The 18,834-nt window shown below is 75.1% G+C and carries 4 protein-coding genes; all 4 read right to left on the reverse strand.

The window, feature by feature from the left end; translation table 11 throughout:
* Nucleotides 1-41 precede the first annotated feature (41 nt).
* The 4 genes from ACIQVT_RS01130 to ACIQVT_RS01145 all read right to left on the reverse strand — a co-directional run bounded on the left by ACIQVT_RS01130 (nt 42) and on the right by ACIQVT_RS01145 (nt 18,834).
* Nucleotides 42-15,662 (reverse strand): SDR family NAD(P)-dependent oxidoreductase, encoded by a 15,621-nt coding sequence (locus ACIQVT_RS01130; RefSeq protein WP_403745696.1) that lies wholly within the window; start codon nt 15,660-15,662, stop codon nt 42-44.
* 727 nt (nt 15,663-16,389) lie between these two features.
* Nucleotides 16,390-17,100 (reverse strand): O-methyltransferase, encoded by a 711-nt coding sequence (locus ACIQVT_RS01135; RefSeq protein WP_403745697.1) that lies wholly within the window; start codon nt 17,098-17,100, stop codon nt 16,390-16,392.
* 172 nt (nt 17,101-17,272) lie between these two features.
* Nucleotides 17,273-18,514 (reverse strand): cytochrome P450, encoded by a 1,242-nt coding sequence (locus ACIQVT_RS01140; RefSeq protein WP_403745699.1) that lies wholly within the window; start codon nt 18,512-18,514, stop codon nt 17,273-17,275.
* Entirely contained in the window at nt 18,511-18,834 is a 324-nt protein-coding gene (locus ACIQVT_RS01145) for a hypothetical protein (protein ID WP_403745700.1), read from the reverse strand. The genes ACIQVT_RS01140 and ACIQVT_RS01145 overlap by 4 nt, the downstream gene beginning before the upstream one ends.

Raw genomic sequence — 18,834 nt, forward strand, 5'->3', positions numbered from 1 at the left:
GTCGCGCTGTGCCTCACGGCGCTGCCGCGGGTGTGAAGCCGTCAGGCATCGGCCGTCGCGCCGTCCAGGCGTGCCAGCAGGTAGCCGGTGAGCGAGGCCGGCGTCGGGTGGCCGAAGACGGCCGCGGGAGTCAGCGCGGTACCGGTACGCCCGCCGAGCCGCCGGGCCAGCTCGATCGCCAGCAGCGAGTCGAGACCCAGCTCGAAGAACCCGCGGTGCGCGTCGACGGGATCGGCCTGATCCAGTTCGAGCACCCCGGTCAACTCCGTTCGTACCAGGTTCAGTACGGTCCGCTCCCGCTCGTCGGGGCTCTGCCCGGCCAACCGGTCCGTCCACCCGCTCTCGGCGCCCGCGGCGGACTGCGCCGCGTGGGCGGCCGACCGCCGGCCCGACCGGACCAGACCGCGCAGCAACGGCGGCACGGGACGGCCGGCCGCCGGAACGGCCCACTGTCCGGGCCGACCGGGCACCGGGAACGGCTCGCCGGAGCGCAGCGCCTCGGACACCGCCGACAGCGTCACATCAGGGTCGGTCGCACCGCCCGTCCCGGCTCCGGCGGGCAGCAGCACCGGCGCGCAGCCGGCCAGCCCGGCTGTCCGGCGGCGGGCCACGACCGCCCGCGCGAAGCCGTCGGCCGCGGCGTTCGCCGGATGATGCGCCGACCCCAGCAGGGCCGTTGCCGACGTGACCACCAGGAACAGGGTGAGGCGGTGGTCGGCGGTGAGGTCGCAGAGGTGGCGCAGTGACCCGGTGCGCGCGGCGATCACCTCGGTGAGCCGGTCCGCGTCCAGTTCCGCGAGCCGGTTGTCGTCCGGCAGCCCCGCGGCGTGCACCACGCCGGTCAGCGGGTGCTCGTCCGGGATGGCGTCCAGCAGCCGTCGCAGCGCGTCCCGGTCGGTGACGTCGCAGGCCCGGACGGTCACGGACGCACCGAGCGCGGTGAGGTCGGCGGCCAGTTCCGCGGCGCCCTCGGTACCGGGCCCGCCCCGGCCGACGAGGACGAGATGGCGCAACCCGTGCTCGGCGGCCAGGTGCCGGGCAACCCGGGAGCCGGCCGTGCCGGTGCCGCCGACGACCAGGACGGTGCCGTCCGGGTCGACGGCGGGGGCCGAGGTGTCCGTCGTGTCGACCGGTACCAGCCGCGGGACGTGCACCCGCCCGGCGCGCACGGCGGCCTGCGGTACGGCCGCGGCCAGGACCCGGTCCAGGCCTGCCGCACCGCGGTTCCCGGGTGCGGTGCCGGGGTGTTCCGGTGCGACGTCGAACAGTATGAACCGTCCCGGGTACTCGGCCTGGATCGCGGCGAACATCTCCCACACCGCCGCCGCGGCCGGGTCGACCGCCACCGCGTCGGTGCCCCGGGGACCGGCCGGCACCGCGGCCCGGGTGCGCACCACCAGGACCCGGCCCTCCAGGCCCGGCTCGTCCAGCCACGCCTGTGCGACGCTGAGCGCTCGACGACAGGCCTCCGCGGGCTCCCGGTCGGCGCCGACGTCGAACACGGCGACCGCGGCCGGCCCCAGGACCGACGGATCCACGGCGAGTTCGCACACGGCGTCGTCGCTGTCGACGGTGACGGTGACGGTCTCGACGGCGGTACCCGGCCGCCCGCTGTCGAGCCGGACCCACTCGGCCCGCAGGGCACGGCCGCCCCGTCCCGTCGGCGCGGCGGCCGCCGGCCCCGACGTGACCTGGGCCGCGGTGAGCACCGGCAGACCCGTGTGGTCGGCCGCTTCCAGGCTGACTCCGTCGCCGGTCCGCCGCAGCCGGACACGCAGGCCCGAGGCGCCGGACGCGTGCAGTACGACCTGCCGCCAGGCCGACGGGACGTGGCCCGCCGGGAAGCCCGCCGCATGCGCCGCGGCCTCCAGCAGCAGCGGATGGACACCGAAACGGCCTGCGGCATCGCTCTGGTCGGCCGGTACTGCCACGTCGGCGTAGGTGTCCTCGCCGCGCCGCCACACCGCGCGCAGGGCCGGCGGCACGGTGGCACCGGTCGCCACCGGCAGTGCGTCGAGGGCGATCGGTTCGGCGCCGGCCGGCGGCCAGGGGGCCGGGTCCGGCTCGGGCGCGGCGGTGGTGGCGGTGGGTGACAGCACGCCCTGGGCGTGCACGGTCCACACGGGTCGCTCACGATCCGTCGCCGCGGGGGACGACCGCACGGTCACCGGACGGCGGCCGGCTGCGTCGACGCCGTCGACGCAGATCTGAAGCCGCGCCGCGTCCCCGGGGCCGAGGACCAGAGGCGCTGTCAGCTCCAGCTCCTCCAGGCAGCCGCAGTCGACCTCGTCCCCGACCCGGATGGCCAGTTCGGCCCAGAGCGAGCCGGGCACCACGGCCGGACCACCGTCGGTGCCGGCGGTGAGCCAGGGCTGATCGTGCGCCGAGAGCCGCGCGACAGCCATCAGCCCGTCCGTGCCCGGCAGTTCGATCATCGTGGCGAGCATCGGGTGCTCGGTGCGGGACAGGCCGAGGGCACCGGTGTCGGTGGTCGGCGAGCTCCGCAGCCAGTAGCGGCGGTGGTCGAACGGATAGGTCGGCAGTTCGTGGCAGAGTTCCCGCCAGCCGGCCTGCTCGGTCGGGAGGGTCGTCGCCCAGGAGACCGGCAGGCCGGCGGCGAAGGCTTCCGCGAAGGCTGCCGTCAACCGCTTGCCGCCGCCTTCCCCGCGCCGCAGGGTGGCGAGCACCGGCGTGGTGCGGCCGGTGTCCTGGACGATGTCGAGGAGTGACGGCACCAGCCCGGGATGGGCGGAGACCTCGACCAGGGCGCGCGCGTCGGCACTCACGGCGCGGACGGCGCCGTCCAGTTCGACCGGCCGACGCAGGTTGCGGAACCAGTAGTCGGCGTCCAGGAGTTCGCCGGGGCCGATCCAGCGGCCGTCGACGGTGGAGTAGAACCGGCAGCCCGGGACGAGCCCCCGAGCCGGCCGTTCCCCGATCCCCTCCAGGGCGGCCAGCATCGGCTCCCGCAGTTCGTCGACGAGGAACGAGTGGGAGGCGTAGTCCGCCCGGATCCTGCGGAACCAGAGCTGCTCGTCGGCCGCGGCGGCGGCCAGCTCCTCGATGGCGGCGCGTTCGCCGGAGACGGCCACGGTCGCCGGGCCGTTCACCGCGGCGATCTCCACCCTGCCCCGATGGCCGGCGAGCATCTCCGTCATCCGGGCGCGGCTCACGCCGACCACGAGCATCCCGCCGGTGGACGGGAGCGCCGCGGCCATCCGGGAGCGCAGCACGATCGCGCGCAGCCCGTCCGCCACGGACAGCAGACCAGCGACGCATGCGGCGGCGATCTCGCCCTGCGACGCGCCGAGCACCACGTCCGGCACCACACCGGCGGACGCCCAGAGCTGCGCCAGACCGGTCATCATGACGAACGAGGCGGGCTGGATCACGTCCACCCGGGACAGGTCGTTCTCGCCGCCGAGCGCCTGCTCCAGGGTCCAGTCGAGGTCGTACTCGGCGAGCAGTTCGTCGCATCGCCGCACCCAGGCCCGGAACTCGGGCGAGTGATCCATCAGTTCGCGGCCCATGCCGACCCAGTGGCCGCCCTGGCCCGGGAAGAGGAACACCGTCTGGGTGCCCGGGGCGGACGACCCGCCGGCCGGCGCCCGCTCGGCGTCTCCCGCGGCCAACGCCCGCAGCCCGGCCACCAGTTCGGTGCGGTCGGCCGCGATCACCGTGGTGCGCGTCTCGTGCCTCGTACGGCCGCGGGCCAGAGCGGTGGCCAGCGCGGGCAGGGGCGCGGTGCCGCGCTCGGCGAAGTCCGCCAGCCGGTCCGCGAGCACGGCCAGCCGGGCCGGGCTCCCGGCCGTCAGGACGAAGGGCAGCGGGGTGTCCTCGGCGGGGCTCTCCACCGGCTCCACCGCTCGCTGCGGCGGCTCCTCCAGGATGAGGTGGGCGTTGGTGCCGCTGAGGCCGAACGCGGAGACGCCCGCGCGGCGGGTGCGGCCGGGCAGGGACGGCCACGGCCGGGCGTCGGTCAGCAGCTGGACCGTGCCGCTGGACCAGTCCACCTCGGGTGTGGGCGCGTCCACGTGCAAGGTGGCCGGCAGCGCCTGGTGGCGCAGCGCCAGCACCATCTTGATCACGCTCGCCACGCCCGCGGCGGCCTGGGTGTGCCCGATGTTGGACTTCACCGAGCCGAGCCACAGCGGCTGCCCGGGATCGCGCCGACCGTAGGTGGCCAGCAGCGCCTGGGCCTCTATCGGGTCGCCCAGCCGGGTGCCCGTGCCGTGCGCCTCCACGACGTCCACGTCGGCGGGCGCCACCCCGGCGACCGCGAGCGCGCGCCGGATCACCCGCTGCTGTGCCGGCCCGTTGGGCGCGGTGAGTCCGTTGGAGGCACCGTCCTGGCTGATGGCCGAACCGCGGACCACGGCACTGACGTCGTGTCCGTGGGCGTGTGCGTCGGCCAGGCGTTCCAGCAGCACCACGCCGACGCCCTCGCCGTTGCCGGTGCCGTCGGCCGAGGCGGCGAACGCCTTGCAGCGGCCGTCGGCCGCGAGGCCGCCGTTCTTGGCGAACTCGACGTAGGCTCCCGGCGTGGCCATCACGGTGACCCCGCCGACCACGGCCAGCGAGCACTCCCCGTTGCGCAGCGCCTGCATGGCCAGGTGCATCGCCACCAGGGAGGAGGAGCAGGCGGTGTCCACGGACACGGCCGGGCCGGTGAAGCCGTACACGTACGACACCCGGCCGGAGACCACGGAGACGGCGCCACCGGTGCCGCGCAGGCCGTCGGACTGCGCGTCGCCGCCGAACATGCCGTACCCCTGGCCCATCACGCCGACGAACACGCCCACGTCGGTCCCGCGAAGGGCGGCCGGGTCCAGGCCGCCGTCCTCCAGGGCCTCCCACACCACCTCCAGCAGCAGCCGCTGCTGCGGGTCCATCGCCGTGGCCTCGCGCGGGGAGATGCCGAAGAACCCGGCGTCGAACTCCGCGGCCTCCGCCAGGAAGCTGCCCGCCTCCACGGGGAGCGTGGACAGGTCCCAGCCGCGGTCGGTCGGGAACGGCGATCGTCCCTCCCCGCGGCGGATCAGCAGCTCCCACAGGTCGTCCGGTCCCCGTACACCGCCCGCCAGCCGGCAGCCGAGTCCGACGACGGCGATGTCGTCGTGCGCTCCGGCGGCCACCACCGGCGCCTCGGCGGGCGTGGCGGTGCCGGCCAGCTCGTCCCGCAGGAACCCGGCCAGCTGCCGGGGGGTCGGGTAGTCGTAGACCAGGGTGGTGGGCAGGGGCAGCCCGGTCGCGGCGGCCAGGCGGTTGCGTAGCTCCACGCCGCCGAGCGAGTCCATCCCGACGCCCTGGAAGGCGGTGTCCGGCTCGATGTCGTCGGCGGACTTGTGGCCCAGGACGAGGGCGGCGCGGGAGCGGACCAGGGTCAGCAGCCGCGTCTCCCGCTCGGCCGGGGGCCGGCCGGCGAGCGCGGCGAGCAGATCGCTCGCCGCGGCCGTGTCCTGGGCACGCCGGCGCACCCTGACCAGCTGCCGCAGCAGCGGCTGGACCGGGCCGCCGGCGGCGGCGTCGGCGCGGGCGGCGACGAGATCGAGTCTGATCGGCACCAGGTGTGCCTCACCGCCGTCGAGGGCGGCGTCGAACAGGGCGAGCCCTTCCTCCGGTCGCAGCGGCAGCACACCGCCGCGGCGCATCCGGGCCTGGTCCGTGGCGTCCAGATGGCCGGTCATGCCGCCGTTCTGGTCCCACAGGCCCCAGGACAGGGACACCCCAGGCCGGCCGGCCGCGCGGCGGGCCGTCATGAGCCCGTCCAGGTAGGCGTTGGCCGCGGCGTAGTTGGCCTGTCCGGCGGAACCGAGCAGGCCGGCGGCCGAGGAGAACGCCACGAACGCGGCGAGATCGCGGTCCCGGGTCAGCTCGTCCAGGTGCCGCGCGCCCTCGGCCTTCGGACCGAGGACCGCGGCGAGGCGGTCCGGGTCCATCGCGTCGAGCAGACCGTCGTCGAGGACGCCGGCGGTGTGCACGACGGCGGTGAGCGGATGCGCGGTGGGGATCGCGGCGAGGAGCGCGGCCACGGCGGCGCGGTCCGAGACGTCGCAGGCGGCCACGGTCACCGTGGCGCCCAGCCGGGACAGTTCGGCCACGAGTTCCTCGGCCCCCTCGGCCGCCGGTCCCCGTCGGCCGGCCAGCAGCAGGTGCCGGGCACCCCTGGCGCGGACCAGGTGGCGGGCCACCAGCGCGCCGAGCGAGCCGGTGCCACCGGTGACCAGGACGGTGCCGTCGGCGTCCAGCGCGGGCTGCCCCGCACTCGGCTCCGCGAGCGGTCCGGCGGGGACCAGGCGCGGCACCAGAAAGGTGATGCCGCGCACCGCCGCCTGCGGTTCGTCGGTGGCCAGCGCCGTCGCGACCGCCGCCTCGGGGTCCGCCCCGGGATCGAGGTCGAGCAGCAGTACCCGGCCCGGCATCTCGGCCTGGGCGGCGCGGACCAGGCCCCAGACGGCGGCCGAGGGGGCGTCGGTGACGGTGGCCGGGCCGGCGGGCGCGGCGCCCCGGGTCACCACGACGAGCCGGGCGTCGGCGGGAGCCTCGCGCTGCCAGGCCTGGAGCACGGCGAGCACGTCCGCGAGCAGCGGCTGCGTGTCGCGGCCGGCGGCGACCTCCAGCACCGCGGCAGCGGGTGGGCTGTGCCGCGGTTCGTCGTGCGGGGTCCCCTCCTCGGCCGTCCGAGTGGGTCCGGGTGCCGGTGCGGTGGCCCGTGCCGCGAACGCCGTCACGTCCGCGGGGTTCGCCACCGGAGCCGTCGCGGTCTGCCCGGACGGTGCCGCGGCGGGTTCCGTGGTCGTCCAGACGACCCGGTACATCGCGTCCGCGGCGGTGCCGGCGCCCAGGTCCTCCGGCCGGATCGGCGCTGCCGTCCAGGACCGGGCGGACAGGACCGGGGCCCCGGACCCGTCGGTCGCCTCCAGACTCCATCGGTCGTCGCCGAGCGGGGTCAGCCGGGCGCACACGCGGCGCACGCCGCTCGTGTGCAGCACGACCTCCTCCCACACCGTGGAGGCCGTGGAGCCGGTTGTCACCGCCCTCGTCACCGCGTCCAGCAGGGACGGATCGAGACCGAACTCCGGAGTGCCGTCCGGGCCGGTGCCGTCGTCGGTGAGCGCGACCTCCACGTACGTCTCGCCGCCCCGGCGCCACACGCCCCGCAGCCAGGGGCTCTCCTCGGGCGTCTCGACCGGCTCGGCCCCGGCCGGCGGCCACGCCCGCGGCGCCGGGTCGGGGGCGGCCGGCGTGCGCGGGGACAGTTCGCCGGCGGCGTACCGTACCCAGGTGCCGGAACCGTCCTGGGCGCCGTGGACGGTGACCGGACGGCAGCCCCGCTCGTCGGCCGCGCCCACGGTGACCTCCAGTCGTACCCCGGCGTTCGGCGGAACGACGAGCGGGGTCTCGGCGGCGAGGCGGGCCACCACCCCGCAGCCGACCTCGTCGCCGGCCCGGACGGCCAGGTCCAGGAGCGCCGCGGTGCTCACCACGGTGGCCCCGTGCACCTGGTGCCGGTCCAGCCACGGGTGGGTGGCCGACGACAGCCGGGCCGTGCCGACGAACCCGCCGGTGTCCGGTGCGGGGATGATGGCGGACAGCAGCGGGTGGTCGGCGGCCAGCTGCCCGAGGCCGCCCGCGTCGGTGCGCCCGACGGCCGTCTTCACCCAGTAGTGGGTGCGGTCGAAGGCGTACGTCGGCAGCTCGACGGCGGACGCGCCGGCCGGGAGCAGTGCCTGCCAGTCGGCCGGTACGCCCCGGACGAACAGCTCGGCGAGCGCGCCGATCGCGGTCTGTGCCTCGTCGTGTCCGTCGCGCAGCATCGGTGTGCACACCGGCTCCGCGCCGGAGGCGGCGGCCGTCTCCAGCATCGGGGCGGTCAGGGCCGCGCCCGGTCCCATCTCCACGAACAGCCTTCCGCCCTGGTCGAGCGCGGCGGCCATGCCGTCGGCGAAGCGCACGGTGCGGCGCACATGCTCGACCCAGTAGTCGGTGCTGGTCATGTCGCCGTCCTGGTGGGCGACGATGCGGATCCGCGCCGGCTGCCAGGTGACGTCGGAGATCGCCGCGCGGAACTCGGCGAGCATCGGGTCCATCCGGGCGGAGTGGAAGGCGTGGGAGACCTGGAGCCGCTTGGTCTTTCGGCCCCGTGCGCGCAGGGCGTCCGCGGCGGCGAGCACCGCGTCCTCGTCGCCGGAGAGCACTACCGAGGAGGGCTGGTTCACGGCGGCGATGTCGACACCCGCACCGAGGAAGGGGCGGACGTCGTCCTCGGTGGCGGCCACGGCGACCATGGCGCCGCCCGCGGGCAGCGCCTGCATGAGCCGGCCCCGGGCGGCGACGACGGTCGCCGCGTCGTCCAGCGAGAGCATTCCGGCGACGTGCGCCGCCGTTATCTCGCCGATGGAATGACCGAGCAGCAGCCGCGGACGGATGCCCCACGACTCGGCCAGCCGGAACAGTGCGGTCTCGACCGCGAACAGCGCCGCCTGGGTGTGGACGGTCTGGTCCAGCAGCGCCGCCTGAGGGCTGTCCGGTTCGGCGAGGACGACGTCCCGCACGGAGGTGCCGACCGCGCCGCGGAGCCGGTCGTCCAGGTGGGTGCAGGCCTCGTCGAAGGCGGCCGCGTACACCGGGAAGCGGGTGTACAGCTCGCGTCCCATGCCGAGTCGCTGCGATCCCTGTCCCGGGAACACGAAGACGGTCGAGGCGGCGGCACCGACCGCGGCCGTCCCGGCGGTGGTGCCCGGGGCGGGCTCCCCGGCGGCGATCGCGTCGAGGCGGTCGAGGAGGGTTTCCCGGTCCGCCGCGGCGACGACGGCCCGATGGGTGAGCAGGGCGCGGCCGTCGAGCAGGGTCCGTGCCGTGGCCGGCAGGGGCAGTCCGGTCGCGACGGCCGCGCGCAGCCGCCTCGCCTGGCCCGCCAGGGCGGCCGGGTTGTGCGCCGAGACGACGAAGGGCAGTACGGCGCCGGCTCCGTCGTCCGGCGGTTCGGAAGCGGTGGCGACGGCGTGCGGCGTGGCCGTGGTGCCGGGCGCCGCGGCCGGTTCGGCCGGGGCCTGTTCGAGGATCAGATGCGCGTTGGTGCCGCTGATACCGAACGAGGAGATGCCGGCCCGGCGCGGCCGGCCGGTCTCGGGCCAGGGACGTTCCTCGGTGAGCAGGGCGACGGTGCCTGCGGACCAGTCGACGTGCGGTGTCGGCTCGTCCACGAAGAGGGTCGCGGGCAGTACACCGTTCGTCAGGGCCCCCACCATCTTGATCACCGAGGTCACGCCGGCCGCGGCCTGGGTGTGGCCGAGGTTGGACTTGACCGAGCCCAGCCACAACGGCCGGTCGGGCGAGCGGTCCTGGCCGTAGGTGGCGATGACCGCCTCGGCCTCGCTGGGATCGCCGAGCGTGGTGCCCGTGCCGTGCGCCTCCAACGTGTCGACCTCGTCCGGCGCGATCCCGGCGGCGGCCAGCGCCGCACGGATCACCCGCTGCTGCGACGGGCCGTTCGGCGCGGTGAGGCCGTTGGACGCGCCGTCCTGGTTCACCGCGGAACCGCGGATCGCCGCGAGGACACGGTGGCCGTTGCGCCGGGCGTCGGACAGCCGTTCCAGGAGGACGACGCCCACGCCCTCGGACAGCACGGTGCCGTCCGCCGCCGCGGCGAAGGCCTTGCACCTGCCGTCCGCGGCGAGTCCGCGGGCACGCGAGAAGCCGGTCACGCCGACCGGGGAGCCCATGACGGCCACGCCTCCGGCGAGGGCCAGTTCGCACTCGCCCAGGCGCAGCGCCTGGGACGCGAGGTGGATCGCCACGAGGGACGACGAGCACGCGGTGTCCACCGTCATGGCCGGGCCCTCCAGCCCGAACACGTAGGACACCCGGCCGGAGGCGACGCTGCCGGCGGTGGCGGTGGTGGTGAAGCCCTCGAGTTCGGCGGGCACGTCGGTCAGTGAGCCCAGGTAGTCGTGGATCGACATGCCGGTGTAGACGCCGACGCGTTCGCCGCGCAGCGACGTCGGGTCGATGCCCGCGCCCTCCAGCACCTGCCAGGTGGTCTCCAGCAGCAGCCGCTGCTGGGGGTCCATGGCCAGCGCCTCGCGCGGGGAGATCCCGAACAGGGCGGCGTCGAAGTACCCGGCGTCCCGCAGGAATCCGCCCCGCCGGGTGTAGGCCGTGCCGACGCGGTCGGGGTCGGAGTCGAAGAGACCGTCGAGATCCCACCCGCGGTCGTCCGGGAACTCCGAGATGCCGTCGCGGCCGTCGGCGACCAGCTGCCACAGCTCGGCGGGCGAGGTGACCCCGCCGGGCAGCCGGCACGCCATGCCGACGATCACGACGGGGTCGTCGTCCGTGGGTTCGGCCGGCGCGGCCGGGCGCAGGGGGGTGACGGCGTCGACCGTGCCGCCCAGCTGTTCGAGCAGGTGCCGGGCGAGCACGACGGGCGTGGGGTAGTCGAAGACGAGGGTGGCGGGCAGCTTGACGGCAGTGGCCGCGGACAGCCGGTTGCGCAGTTCGACGGCGGTCAGCGAGTCGAAGCCGATGTCGCCGAACCGTTCGGAGTCCATGGCCGGGTCGGCCTCGCCCAGACCGAGGACGGCCGCCACCTCGGTGCGGATGACGTCGAGCACCAGCTCGGTCCGCTCCTCGCCGGAGAGCCCGGCGAGCCGGCGGGCCAGGGCGCCTTCCGCGCCGGCGGCGGCCCGGGCCGCCCGCCGCGGCGGGCGCACGAGGGCGCGGAACAGCGGGGGCACGGTCCCGTCCGCGGCTGCCTCGGCGCGTACGGCGTCGAGATCGAGCCCGATCGGCACGAGGAGCGGGTTCTCCGAACGGATGGCGAGGTCGAAGAGGCCGAGTGCCTCGGCCGTCGGCATCGGGCGGACGCCGCCGCGGCTCATCCGGGTACGGTCGACGTCGGCGAGCTGTCCCGTCATTCCGGTGACCGGGCTCCACAGGCCCCAGGCCAGGGACACGGCGGGCAGTCCCGCCGCTCGCCGGGCCGAGACGACGGCGTCGACGTAGGCGTTGGCCGCCGCGTAGTTGCCCTGGCCCGCCGAGCCGAACACGCTCGCGGCCGAGGAGAAGGCGGCGAAGACCTGGGGCGGCCGTTCGCGGGTCAGTTCGTCCAGCAGGCGCAGCGCGCCCGCCTTCGGCGCGAACACGCCGGCCATGCGGTGCGGGTCCAGGCCGGCGACGACTCCGTCGTCCAGGACACCGGCGGCGTGGATGACGCCGGTCAGCGGATGCGCGGACGGGATGGCGGCGAGCAGTTCGGCGAGGGCGTCACGGTCCGACACGTCGCACGCGGCGACGACGACGGACGCGCCCTGCCCGGTCAGTTCGTCCACGAGCGCGGTCACGCCTTCGGCGGCCGTGCCGCGCCGGCTCGCCAGCACCAGCCGGCGCACCCCGTGCTCGTGCACCAGGTGCCGGGCCAGCAGCGCGCCGAGCACTCCGGTACCGCCGGTGATCAGCACGGTACCGTCCTCGGCGAACCCCGAGGGTGCGTCGGGTTCGGTGAGCCGGGCGCGGCCGAGTCGCGGAGCGAGGACGGCGTCGCCGCGTACGGCGGTCTGCGGCTCGCCGGTGGCGAGGGCCGCCCCGACAGCCCGGTCCAGGTCGGCACCGGGCTCCAGGTCGGTCAGGACGAACCGGCCGGGGTTCTCGGCCTGCGCGGCACGCAGCAGTCCCCAGACCGCGGCGCCGCCCGGGTCGGTGACCGGACCGGGTACCGGCACCGCGCCCCGGGTCGCCACGACCAGCGGCACCGTGGCGAGGGCGGCCTCCTCCAGCCAGGCCTGGAGCACACCGAGCACCCGGCACAGCATCGGCAGGGGATCGTCCCCGGTACGGTTTCCGGCGTCGGATCCGGGGGACGCGGTGAGGTCGAGCACGGCGAGGTCGGGCAGAGGCTCGCCCAGATCCTCGGCCAGCGCGATCCGCGCCACGTCACCGGAGGTGGTGACGACGGCCCGGTTGTCCGCGGGCTGCCCGGCCGCGGACGGCACCCGCGTCCAGTCGAGCTGCCAGAGCGCGTCGGGGGCCTGGCGGGCGGGATCGGCGCCCAGGTCGGAGATCGGCAGGGAGACCAGGGACTCCATGGTCAGGACCAGAGCCCCGGTCTCGTCCGCGGCGTCGAAGGAGAGGGCGTCCGGACCGCACGGTGCGACCCTGACGCGCAGCGCGCCGGCGCCGGCCGCGTGCAGCTGGACACCGTTCCAGGCGAAGGGCAGGACGTTGCGGTCGTCGTCGCGCCGGTGGAAGGCGTTCGCGTGCAGCGCGGCGTCCAGGAGCGCGGGATGGATGCCGAACTTCTTGTTGTCCTCGCGATGTTCGGCCGGCAGCACGGCTTCGGCGAAGATCTCCTCGCCGCGCCGCCAGACGGCGGTCAGTCCGGCGAAGGCCGGCCCGTAGTCGTATCCGCGTTCGGCGAGGCGGGCGTAGAAATCGCCGGTGTCCTCGCGTCGTGCGCCGGGCGGCGGCCACTGGCCGAAGTCGAACCCGCTGCCGCCGGTGTCCGTGTAGGAGTCGGACAGCACGCCCGCCGCATGGCGGGTCCAGCCCTCTCCGTCCCGGGAGCTGTACACCTCGACCGGGCGCCGTCCGGTCGGGTCCGTGCCGCCGACCGCGACCTGGACCCGGACGGCGCCTTCGGCGGGAAGCGTCAGGGGTGCCTCGATCACGAGTTCGTCGAGCACTCCGTGGCCGAACTCGTCGCCGGCCCGGATGGCCAGGTCGACGTAGGCGGTCCCGGGCACCAGCACGACGTTCTGGATGCGGTGGCCGGCCAGCCAGGGATGGGTCGCGAGGGACAGCCGTGAGGTGAAGACCAGGCCGCCGGTCTGCGGCAGTTCCACCGCCGCGCCGAGGAGCGGGTGGTCGCTGGTCACCTGGCCCAGTGACTCCGCGCCGGCCCCGGTGCCGGGCATGGTGATCCAGTACCGCTGGTGGTCGAACGGGTAGGTGGGCAGGTCCACCGGGGTGGGCCCGGGGTCGGGGACGACCGTGGTCCAGTCGACCGTCACCCCGCGCACGAACACCTCGGCCAGCGAGGCGAGCATCCGGTCCATGCCGCCCTCGTCGCGGCGTGTCGAGCCGACCGCGAGGACATCCGCGTCCAGTTCCTCGGCGATGTCGGTGACGGCCGGGACCAGGACGGGGTGTGCGCCGAGTTCGACGAAGACCCGGTGGTCCTCGGCGATCAGCTCCCGGACGGACGACTCGAACAGGACCGGCTGCCGCAGATTGCGGTACCAGTAGTCGGCGTCGAGCCGGTCCCGCTCGTCGAGCCACCTGCCCTCGACGGTGGAGTAGAAGGGGATGCGCGACGCTGACGACACCAGCCCGCCGAGGTCGGCCTCCAGGGTGGGCCTGATGCTCTCGACGTAGTGGCTGTGCGAGGCGTAGTCGACGGGAATCCGGCGGAACCGGAAGTCCTGTTCGCCCGCGCGAGCGGCCAGTTGGTCCAGGGCGGCGCCCTCGCCGGCCACCACGACCGCGGACGGGCCGTTGACCGCGGCGACCTGTAGCCGTTCGGCCCAGGGTTCGATCAGCGCGCGCACCTCGTCCAGCGGTAGCCCGACGGAGGCCATGCCGCCGCCGCGCGGCAGGACCTCGGCGATGGCCTGACTGCGCAGGGTCACCACCCGCGCGGCGTCGGCGAGGGACAGCGCGCCGGCCACGCAGGCCGCCGCGATCTCGCCCTGGGAGTGGCCGATCACCGCGTCCGGGACCACGCCCACGGACTTCCAGACCTCGGCCAGGGCGACCATCACGGCGAAACACACGGGCTGGACGACGTCGACGCGTTCCAGCTCTGTGCCGTCACCGCGGAGCACGTCGGTCAGCGACCAGTCGACCCACCGCTCGAACGCCTCCTGGCATTCGGCGATACGGGCGGCGAAGACCGGGGAGACGTCGAGCAGTTCACGCCCCATGCCGGCCCACTGGGTGCCCTGCCCCGGGAACGCGAAGACGATCCTGCCGGGCCCCGTCTGGCCCGCGGCACCGGTGACCACGCCGGTGCCGGTGCGGCCCTCGGCCAGCAGCGCGAGTCCGTGGCGCAGCTCGTCCCGGGTGTGGGCGAGGAGTACGGCCCGATGACTCATCAGCGCGCGGCCGGTCACCAGCGCGGAGGCGAGGTCACCGAGTGCGGTGCCGTCGTCGACGGGACCGCCGAGCCGCCGGGCCTGGCCCGCGAGCGCCGACCGGGTACGGGCCGAGACGACGAACGGCAGCGTCCGCTCCGGCTCCGACGGCGTGACGGCGGGGGTTTCGGCCGGCAGGGTGCCGGGAGCCTCCTCCAGGATCATGTGGACGTTGGTCCCGCTTGCGCCGAAGGCGGAGATTCCGCTCCGGCGGGGCCGGTCGTTCTCCGGCCACTCGCGCCCCTGGGTGAGCAGCTCGACGGTTCCGGAGGACCAGTCGACCTGCGGGGTCGGGCTGTCCACATGCAGGGTCGCGGGCAGGTAGCGGTGGCGCAGTGCGAGCACGGTCTTGATCACGGCGGCCACGCCGGAGGCGGCCTGGGTGTGGCCGAGGACGGACTTCACGGAGCCCAGCAGCAAGGGCCGTTCGGGGTCGCGGCCCTGTCCGTAGGTGGCGATGAGTGCCTGCGCCTCGATCGGGTCCCCCAACGTGGTCCCGGTGCCGTGGGCCTCGACGGCGTCGATGTCGTCGGTGGACAGCCCCGCGGCCGCCAGCGCGCTGCGGATGACGCGTTGCTGGGACGGACCGTTCGGGGCGGTCAGCCCGTTGGAGGCCCCGTCGGAGTTGACGGCCGAGCCGCGGATCACGGCGAGAACCCGGTGTCCGTTGCGCTCCGCGTCGGAGAGCCGTTCCAGCAGGAGGACGCCGACGCCCTCGGCCCAGCTGCTGCCGTCCGCGGCCGCGGAGAAGGACTTGCACCGTCCGTCGAAGGCGAGGCCGCGCTGGCGCGCGAAACCGACGAAGCCGCCCGGGGTGGCCATCACCGTGGACCCGCCGGCGAGGGCCAGCGAGCACTCGCCCCGGCGCAGCGCCTGGGACGCCAGGTGGATGGCCACCAGCGACGAGGAGCACATGGTGTCGACGGTGACGGCCGGACCCTCCAGCCCGAGGCAGTAGGCGACACGGCCGGAGGCGATGCCGCCGGCGCTGCCGAGCGCGCGCTCCAGACTGAGGAAGTCCTCCGCTCCGGGGAGGTCGGGCGCGTAGTCCTGGTGCACGATGCCGGCGTAGACACCGGTGTCGGAGCCGCGCAGGCTCTGCGGGTCGATCCCCGACCGCTCCAGCGTCTCCCAGCACACCTCCAGGAGCTGCCGCTGCTGGGGGTCCATCGCGAGGGCCTCCTGCGGGGAGATCCCGAAGAACCTCGCGTCGAACTGGGCCGCGTCATGGAGGAAGGCGCCCTGGTTCACGTAGGTCGTGCCGGGAGTGTCCGGGTCGGGGTCGTAGAGCCCTTCGAGATCCCAGCCGCGGTCGTCGGGGAACGGCGTGTACACGTCCGTGCCCTCGGACACGACCTTCCAGAAGTCCTCCGGACCGGCGATCCCGCCCGCGAACCGGCAGCCGATCGACACGACGGCGATCGGCTCGGAGGCGGCGGCGAGCAACTGGGCGTTCTGCTGCCGGAGGCGCGTGCTCTCCTTGACCGACGCGCGCAGCGCCTTTACGAGATCCTGTTCCGGCGTGCTCAAGTCCGTCCTCCAGGCTTGTCGATGCGAACGCGTCGGGGCGTCGGTGCGGTGGCGCCCCGGGCCGTGTGCCGCGGGACGCGGCGGGTCGGCCGGAGTTCCCGGCCCGCGGCGGTGGTCGCCGTGGGCCCGGGAGCTGGTACCAGCGAATGCGTGGGTGGTGTGCGGGCGTCGTCCGCACCGTGGCGGCCGTGCGCCGCTACCGCGCCGATCGCGCCGTGCGGGGGTCCGCCGTGTCCGTGACCGGCAGGTGCACCGGTCCGCAGCACAGCGGGGACGGGCCGCCGCCGGGGCGCCCCGGCGGAGCGCGGCGCCTGTCCTCGGTGCGGCACCCCGGACACGGTCTCGCCCAGCGGCTTCGCCGTCGACGCGCCGAGGCGGTGGTGGATGCCCGCGCCGAACGCCGGTGACCCGGTCCCGGGCGCTCGGTGTCCAGTTGCTCCGGCCGGGCTAACGCCCCCGGGTCGCGGTTCGCCCCTGCCGGGAGGAGCACACCACGACCGATCCCGTCGCGACACACGCGCCCCGCGGTCTCGGTGTCGCCCGTCGCGCAGCGGCGGGCGGTGGGGGGCCGTCGCCGTGCCGGAACGCCTCGGCGGCCGCCCGTGCGGCCCACGCCGGGTCGCGGAGGCCCGATGCGGCCGGTCGGGGTCGGGCGGCAGGGGGTGCAGGTGGTCGCCGGGGGTGTCGCCGGCCGCCTCGTCGGTGCCGTAGGTCTGCCGCCCGGTCCTCAGGCCGTACGCCGCGCGACCCAGAGACCGTCACGCACCGGCAGGATCACGCCGTCGAAGTCGGGGTCCTCGGCGAGCGCCGTGTTCATGTTCCGTACGCCGATCAGTTCGTTGGAGTGCTCGCGCGTCTCGCCGGCGACGACGCCGCCTCCGCAGAAGGCGTTGTCGATCATCAGGATGCCGTTCACCTCGAGATGCGCCTTGGACAGCTTCAGCAGCTCGGTGGCGAGGGAGGGGTCGCTGCCGAAGTACCGGTGTTTCATGATGTCCTGGAAGACCAGGTCGTAGGTGCCGAGTTCCGGGACCAGCTCGAACGCGTCACCGACGAGGATCTCGATGCGGTCCGCCATGCCCGCGCGGTCGATGAAGTCCGCGGCACGTGCCGCCCGTTCCGGGTCGAGTTCGATGCTGGTGACCTTGCCGCCCTCGGGCAGCGCGTACGCCAGCCACAGTGCCGAGTAGCCGATCGCGGTGCCCAGGTCGAGCACCCGTGTCACGGTGTCGCCGCGCAGCGCGGTGAGCATGCGGACGATGGCGCCTTCGAGCCGCCCGATGACGGGGATGCCCTCGTCCTTCGCGACCTTCTCCACCTCCAGCAGGACGGTGTTCAGTCGCTCGGGCAGCGGCGCCCGGCGGACCAGAGCGGTGGCGAAGATCTCCCGCTGGTCGGTGCTGTCCTGCGGGACGATGGGCAACGATGTGTTGATCACGAATCTATTCCGTTCTGCTGGGTTCGGTCGCCGGTCGCGGTGAGCGGAGCCGGCCGCGGATCAGGCCGGGCCCGGTCGGCGCGGTGGGGACCGGTACGGACGGTGGATCCCGGCACGGCCTGCGAGCCCGCGTCGTCGTCTTCGGACACAGGGCGCACGCCGTGCCCCTGTGTCATGGGGACAGGCCCGCCGGATCGGCTTCGAACGTGACGGGCAGGGTCTTCATGCCGTGCAGGACGCTGGACCGGATCCAGGTCTCCGGCGCGGTCTGCCGCACGTCGGAGACCATCCGGCGCAGGCTGTCCAGTACGGCCTCGATCTCGGCCCGGGCCAGGAGGTGACCGAGGCAGTGGTGCGCTCCGGAGGCGAAGGCCAGGTGCCGGTTGGGCGTGCGGGTGAGGTCGAAGCGGTCCGGGTCCGGGAAGACGTCGCCATCCCTGTTGGCCGAGGCGATCCAGGCGCTGACGATCTCGCCCGCCCGGATCGGCTGTCCGTTCACCTCGACGTCGACGGTGGCCGTCCGGCCGCCGTGCAGTGAGGGCGCGGTCCAGCGCAGGACCTCGTCGGCGGCCGTCCGAAGGTTCAGGGTGCCGCTCCTGAGCGCTTCCCACTGCTCCGGGTTCTCGATCAGTGCCAGCAGGCCACCGGAGACGGCGTGCCGGCCGGTCTCGTCACCGCCGGTCATGAGGCCGTGGCAGTTGGCCATCAGCTCGGCGTCGCTGAGCGGCTCGCCGTCGATACGGCAGTCGGCGAGCAGACTCACCACGTCGTCGCCGTCGCCGCCGCGCCGGGTCCGTGCCAGGTCGGCGAAGTAGAGCAGGATCTCGCTCTCGGCCGTCCAGGAGTCCTCCGGTGGGGCGTCGGCGTCCCCGGAGCGCCACGTCCGCGAGGCGAGGCCGAGCAGGTACTGCCGGTCTCCCCGTGGTACGTCGAGCAGGTCGCAGACCGCGCCGAGCGGAAGGTGCGCGGAGACGTCCCGGACGAAGTCGGCTTCGCCCCTGGCCACTGCGGCCGCCATGAGTTCGTCCACCGTGCGGCGGACACCCTCCTGGAGGGCGGCGAGCACCCGAGGGGAGAACGCCCTCGTCAGGATCGAGCGGATCTGCTGGTGGCGCGGTCCGTCGGTCACCGCCAGCGTCGTCCCCGCGTCTGTGTCCCCTCCGGTGAGCAGGGTGGGCAGGGCGTTGCCCTGCCCGGAGGTGAAGTCCCGGCCGCGGTAGACCTCCACCGCGTCGGCGTACCGGGTGATCACCCAGAACGCCGGCTGCGCGCCGCGCGCCGACTGGCGGTGGAAGGGGCGCTCGGCCCGCAGCCGGCGCCACACCTCGGTCAGGTCGCGCTCGGCGTGCAGCCGAGGGTCCGCGAAGTCGAGTTCGTCGAGCTCGTCGAACGAGGCCAGGGGTAGTGACGTCATCGGCTGCCGCCGTGCGCGGGGGTGGCGGGCACGCGCACCGCCGGACGGTTGACGATCTCCTCGGGCGTGGCGGCGGGAGCGGCGAGGCGGGCCCGCCGGATCACGGCGAGGGCGGACCGGTGCGGTCCGGTCTCGGACGGGGGCCCGTCGGCGGTGCCGAGGTCCGTGCCGGGCACGGGCGGTTCCGCGACCGGCGCCGGCCAAGGACACCGGTGGCGCCGGGCCGGTTCCGCGGCTTCCGGCCGCTGCACGCCGCTGTCCGGGGAGGCGCCGGCGTCGACCGGCGTGACCAGGGGAGCGGGGAGTGTCGCTCGCCCCAT

The organism is Streptomyces sp. NPDC100445, from assembly GCF_044759735.1.
In the GTDB taxonomy this organism is placed as follows: domain Bacteria; phylum Actinomycetota; class Actinomycetes; order Streptomycetales; family Streptomycetaceae; genus Streptomyces.

Coding starts and splice junctions, on each gene's coding strand:
- ACIQVT_RS01140 (WP_403745699.1), bottom strand. CDS start 18,514: ATGACGTCACTACCCCTGGCCTCGTTCGACGAGCTCGACGAACTCGAC.
- ACIQVT_RS01145 (WP_403745700.1), bottom strand. CDS start 18,834: ATGGGGCGAGCGACACTCCCCGCTCCCCTGGTCACGCCGGTCGACGCC.